Annotated in this window: 22 protein-coding genes; 19 read left to right on the top strand and 3 right to left on the bottom strand. The window is 68.1% G+C overall.

Annotation, left to right across the window (positions count from 1 at the left end):
• Positions 1-183: 183 nt before the first annotated feature.
• The 12 genes from fliB (at position 184) to PLC66_RS01955 (ending at position 9,412) form a co-directional block, all read left to right on the top strand.
• On the top strand, positions 184-1,422 hold the full coding sequence (fliB, locus tag PLC66_RS02010; protein ID WP_324537388.1) for a flagellin lysine-N-methylase: 1,239 nt from the start codon (positions 184-186) through the stop codon (positions 1,420-1,422).
• A 255-nt stretch (positions 1,423-1,677) separates the two neighbouring features.
• Positions 1,678-2,511 carry a flagellin N-terminal helical domain-containing protein gene (locus PLC66_RS02005; RefSeq protein ID WP_324537386.1) on the top strand — a complete coding sequence of 278 codons (834 nt, stop codon included), beginning with the start codon at positions 1,678-1,680 and terminating at the stop codon, positions 2,509-2,511.
• A gap of 79 nt (positions 2,512-2,590) precedes the next feature.
• Positions 2,591-2,989 (top strand): flagellar protein FlaG, encoded by a 399-nt coding sequence (locus PLC66_RS02000; protein WP_324537384.1) that lies wholly within the window; start codon positions 2,591-2,593, stop codon positions 2,987-2,989.
• Positions 2,990-3,008: 19 nt separating this feature from the next.
• A complete protein-coding gene (gene fliD, locus PLC66_RS01995; protein WP_324537382.1) occupies positions 3,009-4,481 on the top strand; it encodes a flagellar filament capping protein FliD in 1,473 nt (490 codons plus the stop codon).
• A gap of 39 nt (positions 4,482-4,520) precedes the next feature.
• Positions 4,521-4,931: a flagellar export chaperone FliS gene (fliS, locus tag PLC66_RS01990; RefSeq protein ID WP_324537380.1), complete on the top strand. Its 411-nt coding sequence runs from the start codon at positions 4,521-4,523 to the stop codon at positions 4,929-4,931.
• A gap of 44 nt (positions 4,932-4,975) precedes the next feature.
• Positions 4,976-5,320 carry a flagellar protein FliT gene (locus PLC66_RS01985; protein ID WP_324537378.1) on the top strand — a complete coding sequence of 115 codons (345 nt, stop codon included), beginning with the start codon at positions 4,976-4,978 and terminating at the stop codon, positions 5,318-5,320.
• 43 nt (positions 5,321-5,363) lie between these two features.
• Positions 5,364-6,539, top strand: coding sequence for a flagellar hook-length control protein FliK (fliK, locus tag PLC66_RS01980; protein WP_324537376.1), 1,176 nt, complete (start codon positions 5,364-5,366; stop codon positions 6,537-6,539).
• Entirely contained in the window at positions 6,532-6,885 is a 354-nt protein-coding gene (locus tag PLC66_RS01975; RefSeq protein ID WP_324537374.1) for an EscU/YscU/HrcU family type III secretion system export apparatus switch protein, read from the top strand. The genes fliK and PLC66_RS01975 overlap by 8 nt, the downstream gene beginning before the upstream one ends.
• Positions 6,886-6,988: 103 nt before the next feature.
• Positions 6,989-7,768, top strand: coding sequence for a flagellar brake protein (locus PLC66_RS01970; protein WP_324537372.1), 780 nt, complete (start codon positions 6,989-6,991; stop codon positions 7,766-7,768).
• 70 nt (positions 7,769-7,838) lie between these two features.
• Positions 7,839-8,609 carry a flagellar brake protein gene (locus PLC66_RS01965; protein ID WP_324537370.1) on the top strand — a complete coding sequence of 257 codons (771 nt, stop codon included), beginning with the start codon at positions 7,839-7,841 and terminating at the stop codon, positions 8,607-8,609.
• A 99-nt stretch (positions 8,610-8,708) separates the two neighbouring features.
• Complete coding sequence (locus tag PLC66_RS01960) at positions 8,709-8,981, top strand: type II toxin-antitoxin system VapB family antitoxin (protein ID WP_324537369.1); 273 nt, start codon at positions 8,709-8,711, stop codon at positions 8,979-8,981.
• Positions 8,978-9,412 (top strand): TA system VapC family ribonuclease toxin, encoded by a 435-nt coding sequence (locus tag PLC66_RS01955; protein ID WP_324537367.1) that lies wholly within the window; start codon positions 8,978-8,980, stop codon positions 9,410-9,412. The genes PLC66_RS01960 and PLC66_RS01955 overlap by 4 nt, the downstream gene beginning before the upstream one ends.
• Before the next feature lie 40 nt (positions 9,413-9,452).
• Here the strand turns inward: PLC66_RS01955 and fliE are convergent, their stop codons facing one another.
• The 3 genes from fliE to PLC66_RS01940 all read right to left on the bottom strand — a co-directional run bounded on the left by fliE (position 9,453) and on the right by PLC66_RS01940 (position 12,583).
• Positions 9,453-9,785 (bottom strand): flagellar hook-basal body complex protein FliE, encoded by a 333-nt coding sequence (fliE, locus tag PLC66_RS01950; protein ID WP_324537365.1) that lies wholly within the window; start codon positions 9,783-9,785, stop codon positions 9,453-9,455.
• Positions 9,786-9,881: 96 nt separating this feature from the next.
• Entirely contained in the window at positions 9,882-11,360 is a 1,479-nt protein-coding gene (locus PLC66_RS01945) for a sigma-54-dependent transcriptional regulator (protein WP_324537363.1), read from the bottom strand.
• Positions 11,357-12,583: a sensor histidine kinase gene (locus PLC66_RS01940; RefSeq protein ID WP_503012165.1), complete on the bottom strand. Its 1,227-nt coding sequence runs from the start codon at positions 12,581-12,583 to the stop codon at positions 11,357-11,359. The genes PLC66_RS01945 and PLC66_RS01940 overlap by 4 nt, the downstream gene beginning before the upstream one ends.
• A gap of 141 nt (positions 12,584-12,724) precedes the next feature.
• On the opposite strand from PLC66_RS01940, the gene fliF reads away from it, so the two are divergent.
• From fliF to PLC66_RS01905, 7 genes are all read left to right on the top strand, one after another.
• A complete protein-coding gene (gene fliF, locus PLC66_RS01935; RefSeq protein ID WP_324537361.1) occupies positions 12,725-14,422 on the top strand; it encodes a flagellar basal-body MS-ring/collar protein FliF in 1,698 nt (565 codons plus the stop codon).
• Entirely contained in the window at positions 14,419-15,420 is a 1,002-nt protein-coding gene (fliG, locus tag PLC66_RS01930) for a flagellar motor switch protein FliG (protein WP_324537359.1), read from the top strand. The genes fliF and fliG overlap by 4 nt, the downstream gene beginning before the upstream one ends.
• A gap of 48 nt (positions 15,421-15,468) precedes the next feature.
• Positions 15,469-16,239: a flagellar assembly protein FliH gene (locus PLC66_RS01925; RefSeq protein WP_324537356.1), complete on the top strand. Its 771-nt coding sequence runs from the start codon at positions 15,469-15,471 to the stop codon at positions 16,237-16,239.
• Complete coding sequence (fliI, locus tag PLC66_RS01920; RefSeq protein WP_324537354.1) at positions 16,236-17,630, top strand: flagellar protein export ATPase FliI; 1,395 nt, start codon at positions 16,236-16,238, stop codon at positions 17,628-17,630. The genes PLC66_RS01925 and fliI overlap by 4 nt, the downstream gene beginning before the upstream one ends.
• A 133-nt stretch (positions 17,631-17,763) precedes the next feature.
• Positions 17,764-18,207, top strand: coding sequence for a flagellar export protein FliJ (gene fliJ / locus PLC66_RS01915; protein ID WP_324537352.1), 444 nt, complete (start codon positions 17,764-17,766; stop codon positions 18,205-18,207).
• A gap of 91 nt (positions 18,208-18,298) precedes the next feature.
• The gene (locus PLC66_RS01910; protein ID WP_324537350.1) at positions 18,299-19,678 is read left to right on the top strand and encodes a flagellar hook-length control protein FliK; all 1,380 of its coding nucleotides are present in this window, start codon (positions 18,299-18,301) and stop codon (positions 19,676-19,678) included.
• Positions 19,679-19,771: 93 nt separating this feature from the next.
• A complete protein-coding gene (locus PLC66_RS01905; RefSeq protein WP_324537348.1) occupies positions 19,772-20,341 on the top strand; it encodes a flagellar basal body-associated FliL family protein in 570 nt (189 codons plus the stop codon).
• Positions 20,342-20,352 lie beyond the last annotated feature (11 nt).

Below are 20,352 nucleotides of genomic sequence, written 5' to 3'. Positions count from 1 at the left end.
GATATAGGCCGGTTGGTTGCATGAATCAGGCGACAACTATCTTGACTTGTTCCGCCTGTCCCCTGGCTCCCTGCGCTCCCCGCGAGCCCCGAACGAGAAGCATGACTACAATTACCTCACTGCACGCAATATTCAATCGACCTTGTGGGCGCGCGCGCTCCCGCACCATCAGGATGTCCCACCGTGGCCAAACTACACCCCACACGCTTGCACCGCAGCCTCACCCCCGACTACGTCACCCACTTCCGCTGCACCGGCCCCGACTGCCCGGACAACTGCTGCACAGGCTGGCGCGTAACCCTCGACAAGAAGACCTTTGTCGCCTACCGCCAAGTGAAACAGCCCGGCCTGGCCGAACTGCTCCCCGCCCACATCAAGCGCAACCGCAGCAACGCCACGGATGCCAGCTACGCATCCATCCAGCTCGATCCCGCCAGCGGCGAATGCCCCTTCATGCAGGACCGACTGTGCGCAGTCCAGCGCGATCTGGGGGAGGACTACCTCTCCAATACCTGCAACGACTATCCGCGCCACACACGCCGGTTTGCGGATCAGATCGAGCAAGCGCTGACGCTTTCGTGTCCCGAAGCAGCACGTCTCGCACTTCTATCGCCCAATGCCTTCGATTTCGTGGAGACGACGCTCACACTGCGCGAAGAGACGATTTCGACCACAAGGCCCCCAAAGGGGCTGACGCTGGATCAGATGAACGAGGTCCGGCTGTTCTGCATGCAACTCATTCGTACAGACGCGCTGGAGCTTTGGCAAAGACTGGCCGTGCTTGGCCTGTTCTGCGAACAGTTTTCCGCGATCCTTACGACCTCTACCGATGCGAAACTGCGCGAACTGATTTCCAATTTCACTGAAATGATCGAGCGCGGATGGGTGATCGAAGCCCTTGGAGACATGAAGCCCGATCACGCCACGCAGGCGCAGATCTTCGCCATCCTCTGGCAGAAGAAGAACACCAGGACGCATTCGGAGCTTCAGCGCAAGACGATGGAGCAGATCACAAGAGGTCTCGGTGCTGTGGATGAGAGCGGCATCGTCGGGACAGACAAACTGACGGAAGCCTACACCGTGGGTGTCGCCAGGCTGCCGGACGCCCTCTGCCAGACTCCCCACCTCCTGGACCACTACCTCCTCAACGAGATGTTCCGCGAGCTATTTCCATTCGCGGTCAGCAGTCCTTATGAGCACTACCTTCGTCTGGTGACTCGCTACGGCCTCGTCCGCCTGATGCTCGCAGCCTTGTGCAACAGCACAGAACGCCTACCCACCCCCGACGAATTGATCAACGTGGTGCAAGTCTTCTGCCGCCGCTACCAGCACGACCAGCACTTCGCATCCCATGTGAACACGGCGTTCAAGAACTCGGGGTGGGACAAGCTGGAGAAGGTCTATCGCTTTCTGAGGGCCTGACCGCCGTCGGGCCGAGGACGCCAGCACGCCACTGAAAGCGGTGTGACCCGCGGCGCGTGTTGCGCTCAAGTTTGTCGATCCGAGTCCGTAGATGCCCTCATGCGCAGGAAACGCGCTAGGCATCGGGAAAATCCTAAAGAGTCGGTACCCCGGGTCGTAAAAGCAACCAAGAGCACAACGAAACGCTCCGCACCCGCCAAGGCAAGCGATGCAGATACGGGTGTATGACCAACCTGACCTACCAGGAGATACATCATGGCCCAGACGATCAACACCAACGTTGCGTCGCTCAACGCTCAGCGCAACCTTTCCTCTTCTCAGTCCTCGCTCGGTACGACGCTCCAACGTCTCTCGTCCGGCCTCCGTGTAAACAGCGCCAAGGATGACGCGGCTGGACTGGCCATCGCAGAGCGCATGAATGCTCAGGTCAAGGGGATGAATGTTGCTATTCGAAATGCCAGTGACGCAATTTCGCTCTCTCAAACGGCCGAAGGTGCCCTTGGGAAGATGGGCGACTCGTTGCAGCGGATGCGTGAGCTCGCAGTGCAGTCGGCAAACGGAACCAACACTTCGGCGGATCGAGACAACCTTCAACTTGAGTTTGCGCAACTTCAGGCGGAAATCACTCGTCTGGGCACGGACACGAAGTTCAACGAGCAGCAGGTTCTGAAGGGCACTGAGTTCACCTTCCAGGTAGGGGCCAACAAGGACGAAGTGATCAAAATTAAAGGGGCCGACATCACGGCGGCCGGTTCGGAAACGTCCAAAGCGGCTGTGAACACTCTTAAGATCGACGGGGCAGACGCGACCGAATCCAACAAGGCCCTTGAGCAGATTGATAAGGCGATCGCGGAGATCGTGAAGGAACGTGCGACCTTTGGTGCCGCGCAGGTTCGTTTCGAGTCGGTGGTCTCGAACCTACAGGTTTCAGCCGAGAACCAGGCATCCGCTCGCGGTCGCATCATGGACGCCGACTTTGCCACCGAGACTGCGAACTTGTCGCGCACCCAGATCCTGCAACAGGCCGGTACCGCGATGCTCGCGCAGGCCAACTCGCTGCCGCAGAACGTGCTCTCCCTGCTCCGCTAATCCCGGACGGGCGTCTTAAACCGACCGGCGCGGAGCGTAAGATACGCCCCGCGCCGTCGGCCCATCAGGAGGTTGTATCATGTCGACTCAATCCATCAGCAATGCGTCCGTGTCGATGCAGGCGATGTCGGCTGCGCCGACGCGCGACGCCCAGGCGGCGCGCACTCAGGCGGGATCCGCCACAAGTGTGGAGACGCGCACGAAAAACGTGCAGCAGAGCACGACTGCCCACGATCAAGCGCAGCGTGTGCCGAGCGCCGGTGAGCTCCAACGGGCCCTCGAGGAAGTCGAGAAGGCCGTCGCCCCGATGGCGCAGAGCCTGCAATTCTCTCTCGACAAGGATTCCGGCAAGACTGTGGTGAAGGTCATGGACACCGACACCAACGAGGTCATCCGCCAGATTCCGTCCGAAGAAGTGCTCGCCATCTCGAAGGCGGTGGATAAGCTCAAAGGTTTGCTGATCAAGCAGCAGGCCTGAGCGCCAGGAGGTTAGCAACATGGCAATCAGCGCAGCAGGGGTCGGCTCCGGCCTGGACGTCGGCAGCATCATCAACCAGTTGATGGCGGTCGAGCGCCAGCCCTTGACCCGTCTGCAGGAGCAGCAGAAAAGTTTCCAGTCGAAGCTCTCTGCCTTCGGCCAGCTCAAGAGCGCCATGTCCAAGCTGCAGGACGCGGCGGCGACGCTTGCCAAGCCCACCACCTTCTCGGCCACCACGGCGAGCGCGGGCGACACCAAGGCGTTCACCGTCAGTTCGACCACCTCGGCGCAGACCGGCAGCTACAACATCGAGGTGCAGCAGCTCGCGCGCGCGCAGCGCGTGGCGACCAGCGCCACCACTGCGCCCACTGTCGGCGAAGGCACGCTGACCATCGACCTTGGCCGCTACACCGACGCTGGCTTTGTCGCCGCAGACGGTGGCAAGGCGATCAGGATCGACATCGCCGGCGGATCGATCACGACCCAGGTGGGCGAGTACGACGCAGAAGGCGCGTTCGTCCCTGACGAAGGCAGCGCAAAGACGATCACGCTGAGCGGCGAGCCCAAGCTCTCGGACCTGCGCAATGCGATCAACAACGCCAACCTCGGCGTATCGGCACAGGTCGTCAACAACGGCACCGTCGACCAGCTCGTCATCAGCAGCAAGGAAACGGGCGCGGCGCAGGCCTTCAAACTCAGCGGCACGGGTGGCCTGGCGGGCTTCAGCTATGACGCGGGCAGCGCGACCCCGGGCCTGACGACCGTGCAGCAGGCGCAGGATGCCCGCCTGTCCATCGACGGCCTCGCGATCACCCGCGGCAGCAACACCATCGGCGACGCCATCGAAGGCGTCACGCTCACCCTGGCCAAGCCGACCGAGGGCGAAACTGCGGTGACTGTCAACCGCGACGACGAGACCGCCAAGAAGGCTATCGACGACTTCGCCAAGGCCTGGAACGAACTCAACTCGCTGATCCGCACGCAGACCAGCTACGACGCCGCCAGCAAGAAGGCCGGCACGCTCAACGGCGATGCCAGCGTGCGCTCGATCCAGGGCCAGTTGCGCAGCGTGCTCGCCAATCCGCTCGCGGGCCTGGGTGGCGCGACCATGCTGTCGGATGCCGGCATCAGCTTCAAGACCGACGGCAGCATGTCGGTCGACAGCAAGAAGCTGGCCGAGGCGCTCGCCGACCCGTCGAAGAAGCTTGGTGAGCTGTTTGCCGGCAACGGCACCATAGACGGCTTCGCCAAGACACTGGAAAAGCGGATCAAGGACATGACCGCGTCCGATGGCCTTCTGTCGGCGCGCACCGACGGGATCAACCGCACCATCAAGTCCTTCGACACGCGCATGGAGGCGATGAACTTGCGACTGGAAAGGATCCAGGCTCGCTACAGCGCGCAATTCACGGCGCTGGATGCCGCGATGTCAAGCATGAACACGACCAGCGCCTACCTGACCCAGCAACTCGCCAGCCTGTCCGCGTACTAATACCCAAACACGCGTCCGCGCCCCAAGGAGACTCGAAAGATGTTTGGAGGTTTCGGTAATCGCGCCGCCGCCTACGCCAAGGTGGGCGTCGAAACCGGCGTAAACACCGCCGACCCGCACAAGCTCATCCTGATGCTGTTCGATGGCGCCCTGCTGCAGGTGCGCACCGCCGGCATCGCGATCGGCAACAAGGACATCCCTGCCAAGGGCACGGCGATTTCAAAGGCAGTCGAGATCATCATCAATGGCCTCAAGGTCAGTCTCGACCTGAGTGCCGGTGGCGAGCTCGCGCAACGTCTGGCGGCCCTATACGACTACATGAGCGAGCGCCTGCTCTACGCCAATCTGCACAGCAGTCAGCCCGCGCTCGACGAAGTGGCAGGGCTGCTGACCACACTGCGCGAGGCCTGGGCGGAGATTCGCAACCAAGTGCAACCTGCAGTGGCGTGAATCCTGCTCTGTTGCATTAGTTCCCTGCTCACAGGTCTGGTCCCATGCTCACCCGCCCCAACCTTGATGCCCTGCTCACCCGCTACGAAGCCATGGCCGAAGCGGCGCGCGCCAACGACTGGGACCGCCTCGCCGCGCTCGAACGCGAGGCTGCGGCGCTGCGCGACGCCGCGCGGCTGGGCGCCGATGCGGCCGCCCACATTGCATCACCGGGCGCCCTCCCCCCCGACGAAGCCGCTGCGCTGCGCACCAGCATCGAGCGCATCCTCGCCCTGGACGCCGAAATCCGCTCCCACACCGACCCCTTCCTCGCCAGCGTGCGTAAGCTGCTCGCCGGCGGGCGGCAGGAGCGTGCGGTGCGCGACGCCTACGGCGCGCTGGCGCCCTGAGGCGCACGCGGGCTGAGCGTCCCGGGCCGATGGAGCACCTGCGATGATCCCCGCCGACCTCGCTGCCCGCCTGCGCCTGCTCAACGAAGCCAGCTTCTTCAACACCGAACCGCCGGTCGCTGGCCTGCAGCGGGCGCGCGAGATCCAGGCCCAGCTGCCCGAGCTCGTCCCCGGGCAGCGCTTCTTCGCCACCCTGCAGCGCACCCTGCCCGACGGCACCTTCCGCGCCTTGGTGGCCGGGCAGCAGATGACGCTGGCGCTCAACACCGCGGCCAAATCCGGCGACACGCTGGAGCTGGAGGTGTCGCAGGTGACGCCGCGCGCGGTGTTCGCGCGCGTGGTGGGCGTCGATGCCGGCACCACCAGCACCGCCTCGGCGCAGCCGATGCTGAGCCAGACCGGCCGGCTGATCAGCTTTCTGCTCACCGGCCAGCCGACGCCGCAGCCGGCCGCGCTCGCGGCCAACCAGCCCTTGCTCAACGCTCCGCCCACCAGCGGCGCGCCGCTCGTGCCGCTGCTGCGCCAAGCGCTGGGCCAGAGCGGGCTGTTCTACGAATCGCACCAGACGCAGTGGGTGCTGGGCAAGCTCGACACTGCCGCGCTGCAGCGCGAGCCCCAGGGCCAGCAGATGGTGGCGCCGCGTGCGCCAGCCCCACCGGGGCCTCAGGGCGCAACGGCAGCCGCCACGACGGCGGTCTCGCCCCCCCCCAACCCCGCCGCCGCGGCAACTGCCGGCGGAACGGCGCAAGCGGGCGCAGCGGCCGGCGGGGCAGCCGAAACCTCGCGCACCGCCGCGGCCAACCAGGCCGCCGTGCAGGAAGTCGCCGCCCCGCGCGGCCAACCCATCCCCGAGCGCCTGATGCCGATCGTGCATCAGCAGCTCGATGCGCTGGCGACGCAGCACTACCTGTGGCAGGGCCAGGCCTGGCCCGGCCAGCGCTTCGAGTGGCTGATCGAGGACCCGCAGCGCGAAGGCGGCGAGGCAGAGGCCGAGCCCAGCTGGAACACCACGCTGCGCCTCACCCTGCCGCGGCTGGGCGGGGTCGAGGCCCAGCTTCACCTGACCCCGGCCGGCGTGGCGCTGCGCCTGCGTGCCGACGACCCGGCCACGATCGGCCGACTCGACGCCGGCGCCGCCGCGCTCGCCTCCGCCCTCGAGGCGGCGAACCTGAAGCTCACCGGCCTGGTCGTGGAGCCGCGGGAGACGGCCAATGGCTGAAGCCCGCCCCGCCCAGCGCAACGAGGCCGTCGCGCTCGCCTACACCGCCGGCGAGACCGCGCCGCGCGTGGTCGCCAAGGGCAAGGGCGTGATCGCGCGCGAGATTATCGAGCGTGCGCAGGAAGCCGGCGTGTTCGTGCATGAATCGCCCGAGCTGGTGAGCCTGCTGATGCAGGTCGACCTCGATGCGCGCATTCCGCCCCAGCTCTATGTCGCCGCGGCCGAGCTGCTGGCCTGGCTGTATCGCCTCGAACAGGGCGCCGAGGCCGGCGCGCCGCCGATGGCCAGCGGGCTGCCCGAGTCCCTGCGCCCGCGCCAGGCGGGCGAAGGCGAGACCGCACAATGATCCGTCCGGCCACAGGCCAGGGACGCACGATCCGCGTCATCTCGTGATATAAGCAGGCCTGCACCGCGGGGCTGCACCGCAGCGCCCAATCAGGCACCCGAGCATGTCGATCGAACACGAACACACCCGCGTCGAACTCATCCACGCCGAAGACGAGGCCAAATATCTGCTGCGCGACACGCGCGAGATCCACGCCATCCTCAGGAACCTCATCACCGCCCGCGCGCTGGTGAGCGCGCGCCTGGTGCCGGGCAACGAGTCGGTGCTCAGCACCCTGGTCGAGGTGGACGAGGCCGGCACCGAGCTGCTGCTCGACGGCAGCGCCGACCCGCAGCAGAACGAGCGCATCGCGCGCGCCGAGACGCTCGACTGCGTCACCCAGCTCGACCGCGTGCGCATCGAGTTCCTGCTCCAGGGCCAGCGCTTCGTCATGGAAGACGGCATGCCCGGCTTTCGGGTGCCGCTACCGAGCGCGCTGTTGCGCCTGCAGCGGCGCGATTTCTATCGCCTGCAGACGCCCGTCACCCACCCCGTGAGCTGCGCCGTGCGCTTGCCCCAGGCCGACGGCAGCGAGCGCGACACCGAGCTGCGCATTCTGGACATCAGCGGCGGCGGCGTGGCGATTGCCGTGCCGCCCAGCGGCGTGCGCTTCGAGCAGGGCACCGAGTTCGGCCACTGCACGCTGAAGCTGCCGGATGTCGCCCCCATGACTGCCCGCCTGGTGGTGCGCAACCTGTTCCGCATCACCACCCGCAACGGCGTCGAGATGCTGCGCGCCGGCTGCGAGTTCCTCGACCTGCCGCGCGGCGCAGACGACGCGATCCAGCGCTACATCCTGAGGGTCGAGCGCGAGCGCAGCGCGCGCGAACGCGGCCGCCTCTGACCCTGTCCTCCCCTCTGCGCCCCGCGCCCCCGACAACCACGCACCCACTGGCACCGCGCCCCAGACACCGATGGAAGACCTGAGCACGGCAAGGCCAATCGACACCGACCGCGACGGCGGGCTGGAAAGATTCATGCTGCACGGCCGGCGCCAAATCGCCCAGTTGCTGCAGGCCTTGATCGACGAGCATTGCCTGATCGCCGCGCACAGCGGCGGTGGCCACTCCTTCGTCACCGCGCTGATCCGGCTCGACGACGACTCGGTACTGCTCGACGTAAGCCCAGACCCGGCCGCGAACCGGCGCGCGCTGATGGCCGAGCGCCTGCTGTGCATCACTCAGCTACAGCGCATCCGCATCCAGTTTGCCCTGCGCGGCCTCGCCGAAGTCATCGAGGACGGCCGCCCTGCCCTGCGCGCGCCCCTGCCCGATCAGTTGCTGCGCCTGCAGCGGCGCGAATCCTACCGCCTGCAGGTGCCGCTCAAGCACGAGCTGGGGGTCAGCCTGAAGGCGCACAATGCCGCACGTGAGCCGGTGCAGATGGACAGCCGGGTGATCGACATCAGCGCCGGTGGCATCGCCACCGTGGTGCTGCCCGGCGTGGCAGAGTTCGTGATCGGCGAAAAGCTGGAAGACTGCCGCCTGCGCCTGCCCGACACCGACCCGCTGGCGCTGACGCTCGAGGTGCGCAACATCACCCCCCAGCCACAGCGCAACGGCACCGAACTGCTCCGCCTCGGCCTGCAGTTCGTCAGCCTGCCGGGTAACGCCGAAGCCCGCATCCAGCGCTACATCTTCAACACCGAACGCGAGCGCAACGCCAGGGAAAAGGGCGGGATCTGAGGCCAGACGCGGCTCAGGCGCAACCGACCTCGAACCGGCTTCGGAACCGGCCAACTGGATCCTGGTAACCTATGCAGAAATCTGCATCAGAAGATAGCCATGAGAACCACACTCGACATCGATGACCTGCTGCTCCAGCAGGCCAAGCAACTGGCGGCGCGCGAGCACACCACCCTCACCCGGCTGATCGAGGAAGGCCTGGCCGCTCGCTTGCGCCATGCAGACCGCCCACCCGCCGCGCCGACCCGCTTGCGCTTGCCGGTGTTTGCCGGCAATGGCGGACTTCAGCCGGGTATCAAGGACACCCGAAGTCAACAGGCCATCCTCGATGCACTCGACGAACAGGATAGCGTGCGGGATGGCGCGCGGTGACGCCCGACGTAAACGTGCTCGTTGCCGCCTCGCGGCAAGACCATCCGCATCACGCTCCGGCGCTCGCCTGGCTGGAGCAGGCTATCGCCGACAGTGGCACAGGCACCCCACTCGCCCTGCTCCCCATGGTCGCTTCCGGCTTTCTGCGCCTGGCGACGCATCCACGGGTGTTCGTGATACCCACTCCGCTGCAGGATGCCCAGGCCTTTCTCGATGCGGTACTGGGGGCGCCGGGCGTCAGCCTGGTGCCGCTGGGCGGCGAATGGCCGCACTTCACCGCTTTGTGCGCGCGGCACGGACTGACGGGCAACGCGATACCCGCCGCGTGGATTGCCGCCGCCGCGCAGTACCACCACCTGCATCTGGTGACCTTCGACAAGGGCTTTCGCAAGCTGCTCAAGCCGAGCGCCGTGACCGTATTGAAGGGCTGAAGAAGCTCCACCGGTCCCCACACGAACAGGCGAAGCCACCTCAGACCGGCATGTTCATGATGTCCTGATACGCGGTAACCAAGCGGTTGCGCACCTGCACCATCTGCTGGAAGGACAGGCTGGCCTTTTGCAGGTTGACCATGACGTCCTGCAAGTTGACGTTGGGGTCGCCGGCGGAGAAGTTCTGCGCCATCGCGCGTGCCTCACCCTGTGCCGCACTGACGTCCTTGAGGGCGTTGTTGAGCACGTCGGCGAAGTTGACACCACCCGCAGCCGCGTCGCTGGGCGAAGCCGGAGACACGGCCTTGCCTTGGGCGGCTTGCGACACCGAGCGCAGTTCGCTCAGCATCTGGTCAATTCCACGGGTGTCCATGCTTGTCCCCCGGCTTCAGGGTATGCGGTGATGTGAGTGTAGCAGAGCAAACGGCATGCCACCGCCTGCCCAGTGCGCGGGCGGCCACGGTCCGGATCAGACTTCGTAACCCTCGTCACGGTACTGCTGCAGCTTGTAGCGCAGCGTGCGCTCGGAAATGCCCAGCTTTTCAACGGTCTTCTTGCGCGAGCCGCCGAACTCGCGCAGCGTGGCGAGGATGTGTTCGCGCTCGAGGTCCTTCATGTTGGCGGGCCGCCCGGGCTGTTCCGGCTGGGGCGCGGCCGCAACGAAGTGGTGCGAGGGGCGGCCGGGCGCCGGCGAGGCGGCAAAAGCTGCCGATCCGGCGGCAAAGCTTGCCGCCCCCGGCGCCGCCGCGCTACCCACTGTCCTGCCCGCAGGCGGGGCGGATGCGGGCTGTGCGAGCGTGGTCGGCGACAGCTCGGGATTCCATTGCGGCAGGCACAGGCGCAGGGTCTGGGCGGTGACGGTGTCGCCCTGGGTCAGGATCAGCACGCGGTGCATGGTGTTTTCCAGCTCGCGCACATTGCCCGGCCAGCCGTAGCGCGGCAGCAGGGCCTCGGTCTCGGGGGCGAAGCGCACCTGGCGCTGCAGGCGCGCGGCGTGGCGGGCAAGGAAGTGGCGCGCCAGCGGCAGGATGTCGCCCGGACGCTCGCGCAGCGCGGGAATCGCGATCGGGAAAACGTTCAGGCGGTAGTACAGATCCTCGCGAAAGCGCCCGGCCGCCACCTCGGCGAGCATGTCGCGGTTGCTGGTGGCGAGCACGCGGATGTCGAGCGCCACCGGCTTCTTGCCGCCGACGCGCTCGACCTCGCGCTCCTGCAGCACGCGCAGCAGCTTCGCCTGCAGGCCGAGCGGCATCTCGGAGATCTCGTCGAGCAGGATGGTGCCGCCCTGGGCCTGCTCGAACTTGCCCAGCTGGGCGCTCTGGGCGCCGGTGAAGGCGCCCTTCTCGTACCCGAACAGCGTCGCTTCGAGCAGGTTCTCGGGGATGGCGGCGCAGTTGATGGCGATGAACGGGCCCTTGGCGCGTGCGGAATGGGTGTGGATGTAGCGTGCGAACACCTCCTTGCCGGTGCCCGACTCGCCCGACAGCATCACGGTGGCGTCGGTCTCGGCCACGCGCGCAGCGAGCGCGAGCAGGTTGCGCGTGTGCGGGTCCTCGGCGATGGTGTCTTCGGCCGCGGGCGGGCGGGCGGCGTAGCGGCGCACGTGCTCGAGCAGCAGCTCCGGCTCGAAGGGCTTCATCAGGAAGTCGCAGGCGCCGCCGCGCATCGCCGCCACTGCCTTGTCGACATCGCCGTAGGCGGTCATCAGCAGCACCGGCAGCTGCGGATAGCGGGCGCGCACCTCGTGCAGCAGTTGCAGGCCATCCATCGGCTGCATACGCAGGTCGGTGACCACCAGATTGAAGCTGTGGTGCTCGAGCGCGGCCAGCGCCGCGGGACCGCCATCGACGCCGGTGACGCCGTGGTGCGCCATCTCGAGGGTGAAGCAGACCGCGTCGCGCAGCGCGGCGTCGTCCTCGACGACCAGGATGTTGAGCGTGTCGATCATGGACTGTGGTTTCCGTTGAGCGCACCGGCCACGGGCGCGGAGGCCGCAGGCAGGGGCAGCGTGAGCGTGAACTCGGCACCCTCGCCCGGCGCCGAACGCAGCGCAATGTCGCCGCCGTGCGCACGCGCCACCCCGCGCGCAATGGCCAGGCCGAGGCCGGTGCCTTCGGCTCGGGTGGTGAAGAAGGGTTCGAACAGGCGCTCCTGCAGGTCGGGGGCGATGCCGCGGCCGCTGTCGCGTACCGCGAAGCGCAACGCCGCAAGGCCGATGCCGCTGTCGGCCGCGGCGAGCGGCGCCACCTCGCAGGCCACGCTGCCACCCGCCTCACAGGCCTGGATGGCGTTCTCGAGCAGATTGGTCAGCGCGCCGCCGAGCGCCTTGCGGTCTCCCACCAGTTCGAGCGCATCGCAGGTGCACACGGAGCGGAAGGCAACCTGGCGCGCACGCGCCAGAGGCTCGAGCGTGTGCGCAAGTTCGGCCACCAGTTCGCACACCCTGAAGCGCTGCCGCCCGGCGCTGTCGCCGCGCGCAAACAGCAGCATGTCGCGGATCAGGCGCTCGAGGTAGCGCAGGCGCTCGAGCGCGCGTTCAACCACGCTGATGCGCTGCAGCGGATCGAGCTCGGGCTGGCGCAGGTTGCCGGTGTAGAGCAGCGCGGCGGCCAGCGGCGTGCGCAGCTGATGGGCGAGCCCGGCCACCATCTCGCCCATGGCCGCGAGGCGCTCGTTGCGCTCGGCGGTCAGACGCATGCGGTGGGTGTCGGTGATGTCGTGCACCAGCAGGATGCGCTCGTCGCCGGCCTCGAGGGCGGACTCCGATACCGCCACGCGGCGCGCCCGCCCGCCATCCTCACCCGCCGCCGCGGCGAGCGCGAACTCGCCCGGCGTCTCGGTACCCTGCAGCACGGCCGCCAGCTCGGCCCAGGCCCGGCCCGCCAGCCCGGCACCGAACAGGCGCTCGGCGGCGAGGTTGGCCTGCACCACCCGGCCCTGGTGATCGACCACCAGCACCCCCGCCGGCAACGCGCCCATCAGCACCGACAGGCGCTCGGTGAGCTGGCCGACCTGGCCCTGCAAGGCGTTGTAGGCGGTGGATAGCTCCTCGGAGGCGCGACTGAACAGGGCGAAGGCCTCGGCAAGCTGCGCGGCATCGAGCGGCGCCGCCTGCGCGGGCGCGCTTTCCGGGGATGCGGCAGCCGTGCCGGGATCGGTTTCCGTTTTCACGCTAGGCACTGTAGTTGCGGACCCCGCTATGGTAGCCGGCAAACAGGCGGCAAAAAATGCCGCTTTTCACCCCATCGGGCTTGCGCACGCGGGCCGACAATGCCTTCCATCCGTCAAAGCGTACGCAACAGGACCGCCACCATGGCCGCAGCAGACAACACCGCCGAACTCGCACCCGGGGCCAGCGCCAGCGCCGCCGCCGCCCCCGAATCGCGGCTGCAGCAGGGCCTGCAGAACCTCAACGCCCTCACCCAGCGCCAGAAGATTGCCGCTGCCGCAGGCGTGGCGCTGGCGATCGCCTTGGTCGTCGGCGTGCTGCTGTGGAACCGCACGCCCGACTATGCGGTGCTGTTCTCCAACCTGGACGAACGCGATGGCGGCCAGATCATCGCCGCGCTGCAGCAGCAGAACGTGCCTTACCGCATGTCGGCCAACGGCAGCGCGATCCTGGTGCCGCAGGCGCAGGTGCACGAGACCCGCCTGCGCCTGGCGGCCGAAGGCCTGCCCAAGGGCGGGCTGGCCGGCTTCGAACTGATGGACGGGCAGAAGCTGGGCATTTCGCAGTTCAACGAGCAGGTGAACTACCAGCGCGCGCTCGAGGGCGAGCTGTCGCGCACCGTGCAGGCGATCGACGCGGTGGCGAGCGCCCGCGTGCATCTGGCGATGCCCAAGCAGACCGCCTTCCTGCGCGACGACCAGCGCCCCACCGCGTCGGTGATGGTGAACCTGCGCCCCGGGCGCATCCTCGACGCCAACCAGGTCGCCGGCATCGTGCATCTGGTGTCGTCCAGCGTGCCGCGCATGACGGCCGCGGGCGTGAGCATCGTCAGCCAGACCGGCGAGCTGCTGACCTCGCGCTCCGACCCCTTGCTGCGCGCCGGGCTCGACCCCACCCAGCTCAACTACGTGAAGGCGCTCGAGGAAGGCTTCATCCAGCGCATCGAGAACATCCTCGTGCCGCTGGTCGGCAAGGACAACTTCCGCGCCCAGGTGGCGGCCGACGTGGACTTCAACCAGGTCGAGCAGACTGCCGAGACCTACAAGCCCAACCCTTCCCCCGATCAGGCGATCCGCAGCCAGCAGACCAACGAGGTGCTCAACCCGGCACCCGGCGCCCAGGGCGTGCCGGGCGCGCTCACCAACCAGCCGCCGGTGCCCGCGACCGCGCCGATCACCACGCCGCAGGTGGGCGGGCCGGGTGCCAACGGCCAGGCCGGGCTCTTCGCCGGCAATCGCAGCGCGGTGCTCAACTACGAGCTCGATCGCAGCATCCAGCACGTCAAGCAGGCGATCGGCCAGGTCCGTCGCCTGTCGGTGGCTGTAGTGCTCAACAACCGCAGCATCATCGGCGCCGACGGCACGCCCGGCAGCGAGGCGCTCAGCGAGGACGAGATCGCGCGCATTACCAATCTGGTGCGCGAAGCGGTAGGCTATAACGCCGATCGCGGCGACACGATCAACGTTGCCAACAGCGCCTTCGCGGTCGAGGCCGCCGAGCCGCAGCTGCCGCTGTGGAAGGACCCCGAGGCGCTCGCGCTGGGCAAGGAAGGCCTGAACTGGCTGCTGGTGCTGCTGGTGGTGCTGTTCGCCTACTTCGGCGTGATCCGCCCGTTGCTGCGCACCGCCTTCCCGCCGAAGGAAGTGCCCGCCGAGGGCGAGGCGCTCGAGGAAGGCGAAGAAGGCGAGGAAGGGGTGCGCGTGACCCTGTCCGGCGCCGGCGAGGCGGAAAGCTTCGAAGAGCGGCTCGAGCGTGCACGCACCCTGGCGCGCAATGACCCGAAGATGGTGGCCAGCCTGATCAAGGACTGGATGGGCGTGAATGAGGAGGCCCGCAAGTGACGACACCCGACCAGGGCCTGGAAAAGGCCGCCCTGCTGCTGCTGACCCTGGGGCCCAACGAGGCTGCCGGCGTGCTCAAGCAGCTCGGCCCGCGCGAGGTGCAGAAGCTGAGCATGAAGATGGCGACCATGTCGCCGCAGGCTCGCGGCGCGGTGGAGCCGGTGCTGATCGAGATGATGGAACACTTCGGCAAGGGTGCGCTGATTCAGCCCGACGAGGACCAGTTGCGCGAGATGCTGACCAAGGCACTGGGCGACGAACGCGCCGGCCATCTGCTGTCGCGCATGTTGAGCGGCTCGGACACCGCGGGCATCGAGAGCCTGAAGTGGATGGATGCCGCCACCGCCGCCGACCTGATCAAGAACGAGCACCCGCAGATCATCGCCACCATCCTGGTGCACCTCGAATACGACCAGGCGGGCGAGATCCTCAAGCACTTCAACGACCGCCTGCGCAACGACGTGGTGCTGCGCATCGCCACCCTCGACGGCGTGCAGCCGACCGCGCTGAAAGAGCTCAACGACGCCCTCACCCGCATGCTGTCGGGCGCATCCACGGTCAAGAAGGCGGCAATGGGCGGCGTGCGCCATGCCGCCGAGATCCTCAACTTCGTCGGCTCGACGCACGAGACCGCGGTGATCGACAACGTGCGCGAATACGATCCCGAGCTGGCACAGAAGATCCTCGACGAGATGTTCGTGTTCGAGAACCTGCTCGACATCGACGACCGCGGCATCCAGACCATCCTGCGCGAGGTGCAGTCCGACTCGTTGATCATCGCCTTGAAGGGCGCGCCGCCCGAGCTGCGCGAGAAGATCTTCAAGAACATGTCCACGCGCGCCGCCGAGATGCTGCGCGAGGATCTCGAGGCGCGCGGTCCGGTCCGCCTGTCCGAGGTCGAGGCCGAGCAGAAGGAAATCCTCAAGATCGTCCGCCGCCTGGCCGAGGAAGGCCAGGTCATGCTGGGCGGCAAGGGCGGCGACGATGGTTTCGTGTGATCGACCCCTGCCCGCCGCGCGCCGCCGCACTGACACCCGGAGCCGGCGATGAGCATCTCGCGCCACCAGGCGGTCGGCGCCTATCGACGCTGGGAGCCGGCCGACTTCGACGACGAGGCCGGCCCGCGCAAGAGCACGCGCCCGACGCCAGCGCCGCCCGCGCCGCCGGCCGCCGAGCCAGCCCCTGTGGCGCCGGCGGCCGCAGCCCTCTCGCTGCCCGACGACTTCCACCTGCCGACCGCCGATGAACTCGAGCGCATGCACGACGAGATCCGCGCCACCGGCCTCGAAGAGGGGCGACGCGAAGGCTACGCCGAAGGCCTGGAGGCCGGCCGCGCCCAGGGCTATGCCGAGGGCAAGGCCCGCGCCGAGGAAGAGGCCGCCCGCCTCGCCACGCTGGCCGACGGTCTGGAACAGGCCCTGAGCCAGCTCGACGGCGAGATCGCCGAGGAGCTGATGGCGCTGGCGATCGAGATGGCGCGGCGCATGGTGCGACAGACGCTCGCGGACCACCCGGAGAGCATCCTGGACACCGTGCGCAGCGCCCTGCTGCAGTTGCCGCAGGGCCACGCCCACATCCAGCTCCATCCGGACGACCTCGCGCTGGTGCGCGAGCACCTCGGCGACCAGCTCGCCCACGCCGGCCACCGGCTGCAGGAGGATGCCCGCCTGCAGCGCGGCGACTGCCGCATCGATGCCGTCGGCGCCCAGGTGGACGCCACGCTCGAGACCCGCTGGCGCCGGGTGCTGGAGTCGATCGGCCACGATCGCGCGAAGTGGAACCCGCCGCCGGATGAAGCCGGCGCGCTGCCGTCATGAACCCGCATAGCGCGCTGTGGCGCAACTTCCTCGCCGACGGCCGCCGCCTGGTCGAGAGCAGCAGCCCGCTCGAGATCTCGGGCCGCCTCACCCGCATCAACGGCCTCGTCATGGAGGCCGCCGGCATCAAGCTGCCGCTCGGCTCGGGCTGCCGCATCCTGGTCCCGGGCGGCGGCGCGGTCGAGGCCGAGGTGGTGGGCTTCAACGGCGACAAGCTGTACATGATGCCGACCGACGACGTCTTCGGCCTCGCGCCGGGCGCGCGCGTGCTGCCGATGGAGGTCGGCGTGCCGCGCCTGGTGCCAGGCAAGCGCATCGGCCCGCGCCGGCGCGCGGCCGACCGTGCCAAGCATCTGCCGGTGGGCGACGCCCTGCTCGGCCGCGTGGTCGATGGCGCCGGCCGCCCGCTGGACAACCAGGGGCCGCTCGCCACGCAGGAGACGCGCTCGCTGCAGGGGCGGCCGATCAACCCGCTGGCGCGGGCGCCGATTGCGCAGCCGCTCGACGTCGGCATTCGCGCGATCAACGCCCTGCTCACCGTCGGCCGCGGCCAGCGCCTGGGCCTGTTCGCCGGCTCGGGGGTGGGCAAGTCGGTGCTGATCGGCATGATGGCGCGCTACACCGAGGCCGAGGTCATCGTCGTCGGCCTGATCGGCGAGCGCGGCCGCGAGGTCAAGGAGTTCATCGAGCAGAGCCTGGGCGCAGAGGGTCTGGCGCGCTCGGTGGTGGTCGCCGCACCGGCCGACACCAGCCCGCTGATGCGCATGCAGGGGGCGGCCTACGCGACCACGGTGGCCGAATACTTCCGCGACCAGGGCCGCCAGGTGCTGCTGATCATGGACTCGCTGACACGCTATGCGATGGCGCAGCGCGAGATCGCGCTGGCGATCGGCGAACCGCCGGTCACGCGCGGCTACCCGCCGAGCGTGTTCGCGCGACTGCCGGCGCTGGTCGAGCGTGCCGGCAACGGGCCCGAAGGCGGCGGCTCGATCACCGCGTTCTACACCGTGCTCGCCGAGGGCGACGACCAGCAGGACCCGATCGCAGATGCCGCGCGCGCCATCCTCGACGGTCACTTCGTGCTGTCGCGCAACCTCGCGGACCAGGGCCACTACCCTGCGATCGACATCGAGCAGTCAATCTCGCGTGCCATGCACGGCCTGGTGGGGGACGACCACTTCAGCGTGGTGCGTCAGTTCAAGCAGTTCTTCTCGCGTTACCAGCGCTCGCGCGACCTGATCGCGGTGGGCGCCTACCAGCCTGGCGGCGACCCGGTGCTCGATACCGCGGTGCGGCTCTACCCGCGCCTCGAGGCCTTCCTGCAACAAGGCATCAACGAGCACGAGAACTACGAGGGCGCGCTGCACAAGCTCGCCCAGGTGTTCTCCTGAGGCACGCCGGGCCGGATCGCCGCATGCGCGCCGACCATGACAAATGACCGCGGTCAACAGCGGCCGAAAGCGCTAGAATCCGGCTCGTCACCCTATTCGGCTGCGATTGTCACGGCAGCGCCCACCGGCTCCAATGACCGCCCGCTTTCATCTCCAGCCCCTGCTCGATCTCGCCCAGACCCGCACCGACGATGCCGCGCGCAAGCTCGGTGAGCTGGTGGCGGCCGAGCGGGATCTCGAGCAGAAGCTCAAGATGCTCGAGGATTATCGGCATGAGTACCACGAGCGCTTCGTGCAGGCGGCGCGCGATGGCCTCACGCCCGACGCCTGGCGCAACTACAGCGCCTTCATCGGCAAGCTCGACGACGCCATCGGCGCGCAGCGCAGGATCGTCGAACAGTCGCGCACCAGGACGACGGAGGGGCAGCAGGCCTGGCTTGCCCAGCGCACCAAGCTGAAGGCCTTCGACACGCTGTCGCAACGGCACCAGTCCGCAGTCAACCGCCAGCAGGCACGTCAGGAGCAGAAGCAGTCCGACGAGCACGCTGCCCGACGCGGGCCGGGCACGGAAGAGTGACAGCCGCAGCACTTTGGCATGCGCCTTGCTTCTAGCTGACTGTCGGATCGTCCGCGATCCATCGCATCCAGCCAACGAGAGGCCAGCCAACATGACTGCTCCGCTATCGACCCACAGCCTCGCGCACAGCTTCAATCAGCGTCTCGCCGTGCCCTCGGCATCGTCCGCGCTGCTCGGCATCCCGGGACTCGGTGCCCAGCCCGACAGCTTCTCGCAGACGCTGCAGCGGCAGATGAACACCCCCGCCCGGCCGCTCGAGCCGCCCCCCGCCAGACAAGCCGAGCGCGAACCCGAGCCCAGCCGCCCTGCACCCGCTGCCCAGACGCCTGCCCAGGGGCCTGCAGAGCCAGCGCGTGAACCCGGGCGCAGCACCGAGGCCCGCACCACCCACGATGGCACGACGGACAAGCCAGCCGGGACAGGCACGCAGCCCGATCAAAAGGCCGCAGATGGCAGCACCGCCGAGAACAAGACGGACGCATCCTCGCCAGCGGACCAGCGCCCGGACGCGACGACGGCACAGAGCGAAGGTGCCGCTGCAGCGGCCGGCAATTCGGCGAGCAGCGTCGGCACCTCGGTGCCCGACGCGGAGACGCTCGTCCTGCAAGCGGCAGATACGGTCGTTGATGCGCCCGAGGCGGCAGCGCTTGCCGGTCTGCCGGCAGCGCTTGCCGCACTGATGGCGGGCACCAAGCAGGCCGGGACCGAGGGGGGCGAGACGGCGCCGACCCTGACCGCCACGACCGGCGGGCGCAAGAACCCGCAGGATGCCCGTAACCTTCAGAATTCCGCGTTCCTGCCGAAAACAGAGACATCGGCCGAGGGTGCGGACCGCAGCCCGGCCTTCCTGGTCCAGGGGCGTGCGCTGGCGGCCGGCGTGCTCGCCGACAAGGGTATGGCCGCGGCGCAGGCCCTCAAGGCGGTGGCCGGCGAGGCCGGCGGAGCGGGGACGCAGCAGCCGAATGCCTTCCTCAACACGCACGCGCCGATGCACCTGCTGCGCCACGCCCCGGCCACCCAGCCGGCGACACCCCAGTTGCCGGTGCATACGCCGGCCGGGCAGCAGGCCTGGGCGGAGGATGTGGGCAACCAGGTGCGGTGGATGCTGGGCCGCGCCGAGAGCAAGGCCGAGCTGGTGCTGACGCCGCCTAACCTGGGCAAGCTCGAGGTGTCGATCAACCTCAATGGCGACCAGACGACGGCCCAGTTCGTCGCCTCCAGCCAAGCGGCGCGCGATGCGCTCGAGCGCGCGATGCCGCAGTTGCGCGAGATCCTGCAGCAGGCGGGGATCAACCTGGGCGAGGCCAATGTCAGCACCTCCGACCAGGGCGCGCGCGAGGACGGCGGCACGGCCGGGCGTGGCCGCGGCGATGCGACTGGCAGCGCCGGCAGTGAAGGCGGCATCGCCGGCGGCGGCACCGCCAGCGGCTGGATCAGACAACATGACGGGATGGTCGACACCTTCGCCTGAAGCGCCTGAATAGGGGCGGCTCTGCCCCACTTATTCTTGCTTGGGCGCATGCGATCATCGCGGATAATTCAATCCGTAAGACAGGAGATTCGCATGGCCAAGGCGCCGGCAAGACCGGATGAAGGCGGGGACGTCCCGAAGAAGAAGAGCAAGCTGCTGCTGATCATCGTGATCGTGCTCGTCACGGTGCTGATCGTGATCGGCGGCGGGATTGCCGCCTTGCTGCTGCTCAAGGGCGGCAAGGACAAGGCGGCAGAAGACAGCACTGCTGCCGCCCCGACCGGAGCCATGCAGATGCAGTCGGCGGTGGACCTCACCAAGCCGCCCACCTTCGTGCCGCTCGATCCGTTCACCGTCAACCTGCGCCGCGACGAGGGCGACCACTATCTGCAGGTCGTCGCCGTGCTGCGCGTGGCCGACCCCAAGATGGGGGAAAGCCTGAAGGCCTTCATGCCCGAGATCCGCCATCGCATCAACCTGCTGCTGTCGAGCAAGCTGCCTTCCGAGCTCGCCACCACCGAAGGGCGCGAGGATCTGGCGGCCACGATCACGCAGCAGGTCAACGAGGCGCTCGGCTTCCAGCCGCTGCGCGACGCGGCGGGCCGACCGATCCCCAACGGCCCGGTGCAGGCGGTGCTGTTCAACTCCTTCATCATCCAGTGACAGGACGCCGC

The sequence above is a fragment of the Thauera sp. genome (genome assembly GCF_035444905.1).
Classification (GTDB): Bacteria; Pseudomonadota; Gammaproteobacteria; order Burkholderiales; family Rhodocyclaceae; genus Thauera.
Note: the sequence above shows the minus strand (reverse complement) of the source record. Positions and strands in the feature narration are given on the sequence as shown.

Excerpts from the sequence above, each read along its gene's own strand:
- PLC66_RS02005 (WP_324537386.1), top strand. The coding sequence starts at position 1,678 with ATGGCCCAGACGATCAACACCAACGTTGCGTCGCTCAACGCTCAGCGC.
- PLC66_RS02000 (WP_324537384.1), top strand. The coding sequence starts at position 2,591 with ATGTCGACTCAATCCATCAGCAATGCGTCCGTGTCGATGCAGGCGATG.
- fliD (WP_324537382.1), top strand. The coding sequence starts at position 3,009 with ATGGCAATCAGCGCAGCAGGGGTCGGCTCCGGCCTGGACGTCGGCAGC.
- fliS (WP_324537380.1), top strand. The coding sequence starts at position 4,521 with ATGTTTGGAGGTTTCGGTAATCGCGCCGCCGCCTACGCCAAGGTGGGC.
- PLC66_RS01985 (WP_324537378.1), top strand. The coding sequence starts at position 4,976 with ATGCTCACCCGCCCCAACCTTGATGCCCTGCTCACCCGCTACGAAGCC.
- fliK (WP_324537376.1), top strand. The coding sequence starts at position 5,364 with ATGATCCCCGCCGACCTCGCTGCCCGCCTGCGCCTGCTCAACGAAGCC.
- PLC66_RS01975 (WP_324537374.1), top strand. The coding sequence starts at position 6,532 with ATGGCTGAAGCCCGCCCCGCCCAGCGCAACGAGGCCGTCGCGCTCGCC.
- PLC66_RS01970 (WP_324537372.1), top strand. The coding sequence starts at position 6,989 with ATGTCGATCGAACACGAACACACCCGCGTCGAACTCATCCACGCCGAA.
- PLC66_RS01965 (WP_324537370.1), top strand. The coding sequence starts at position 7,839 with ATGGAAGACCTGAGCACGGCAAGGCCAATCGACACCGACCGCGACGGC.
- PLC66_RS01960 (WP_324537369.1), top strand. The coding sequence starts at position 8,709 with ATGAGAACCACACTCGACATCGATGACCTGCTGCTCCAGCAGGCCAAG.
- fliE (WP_324537365.1), bottom strand. The coding sequence starts at position 9,785 with ATGGACACCCGTGGAATTGACCAGATGCTGAGCGAACTGCGCTCGGTG.
- PLC66_RS01945 (WP_324537363.1), bottom strand. The coding sequence starts at position 11,360 with ATGATCGACACGCTCAACATCCTGGTCGTCGAGGACGACGCCGCGCTG.
- fliF (WP_324537361.1), top strand. The coding sequence starts at position 12,725 with ATGGCCGCAGCAGACAACACCGCCGAACTCGCACCCGGGGCCAGCGCC.
- PLC66_RS01925 (WP_324537356.1), top strand. The coding sequence starts at position 15,469 with ATGAGCATCTCGCGCCACCAGGCGGTCGGCGCCTATCGACGCTGGGAG.
- fliI (WP_324537354.1), top strand. The coding sequence starts at position 16,236 with ATGAACCCGCATAGCGCGCTGTGGCGCAACTTCCTCGCCGACGGCCGC.
- fliJ (WP_324537352.1), top strand. The coding sequence starts at position 17,764 with ATGACCGCCCGCTTTCATCTCCAGCCCCTGCTCGATCTCGCCCAGACC.
- PLC66_RS01910 (WP_324537350.1), top strand. The coding sequence starts at position 18,299 with ATGACTGCTCCGCTATCGACCCACAGCCTCGCGCACAGCTTCAATCAG.
- PLC66_RS01905 (WP_324537348.1), top strand. The coding sequence starts at position 19,772 with ATGGCCAAGGCGCCGGCAAGACCGGATGAAGGCGGGGACGTCCCGAAG.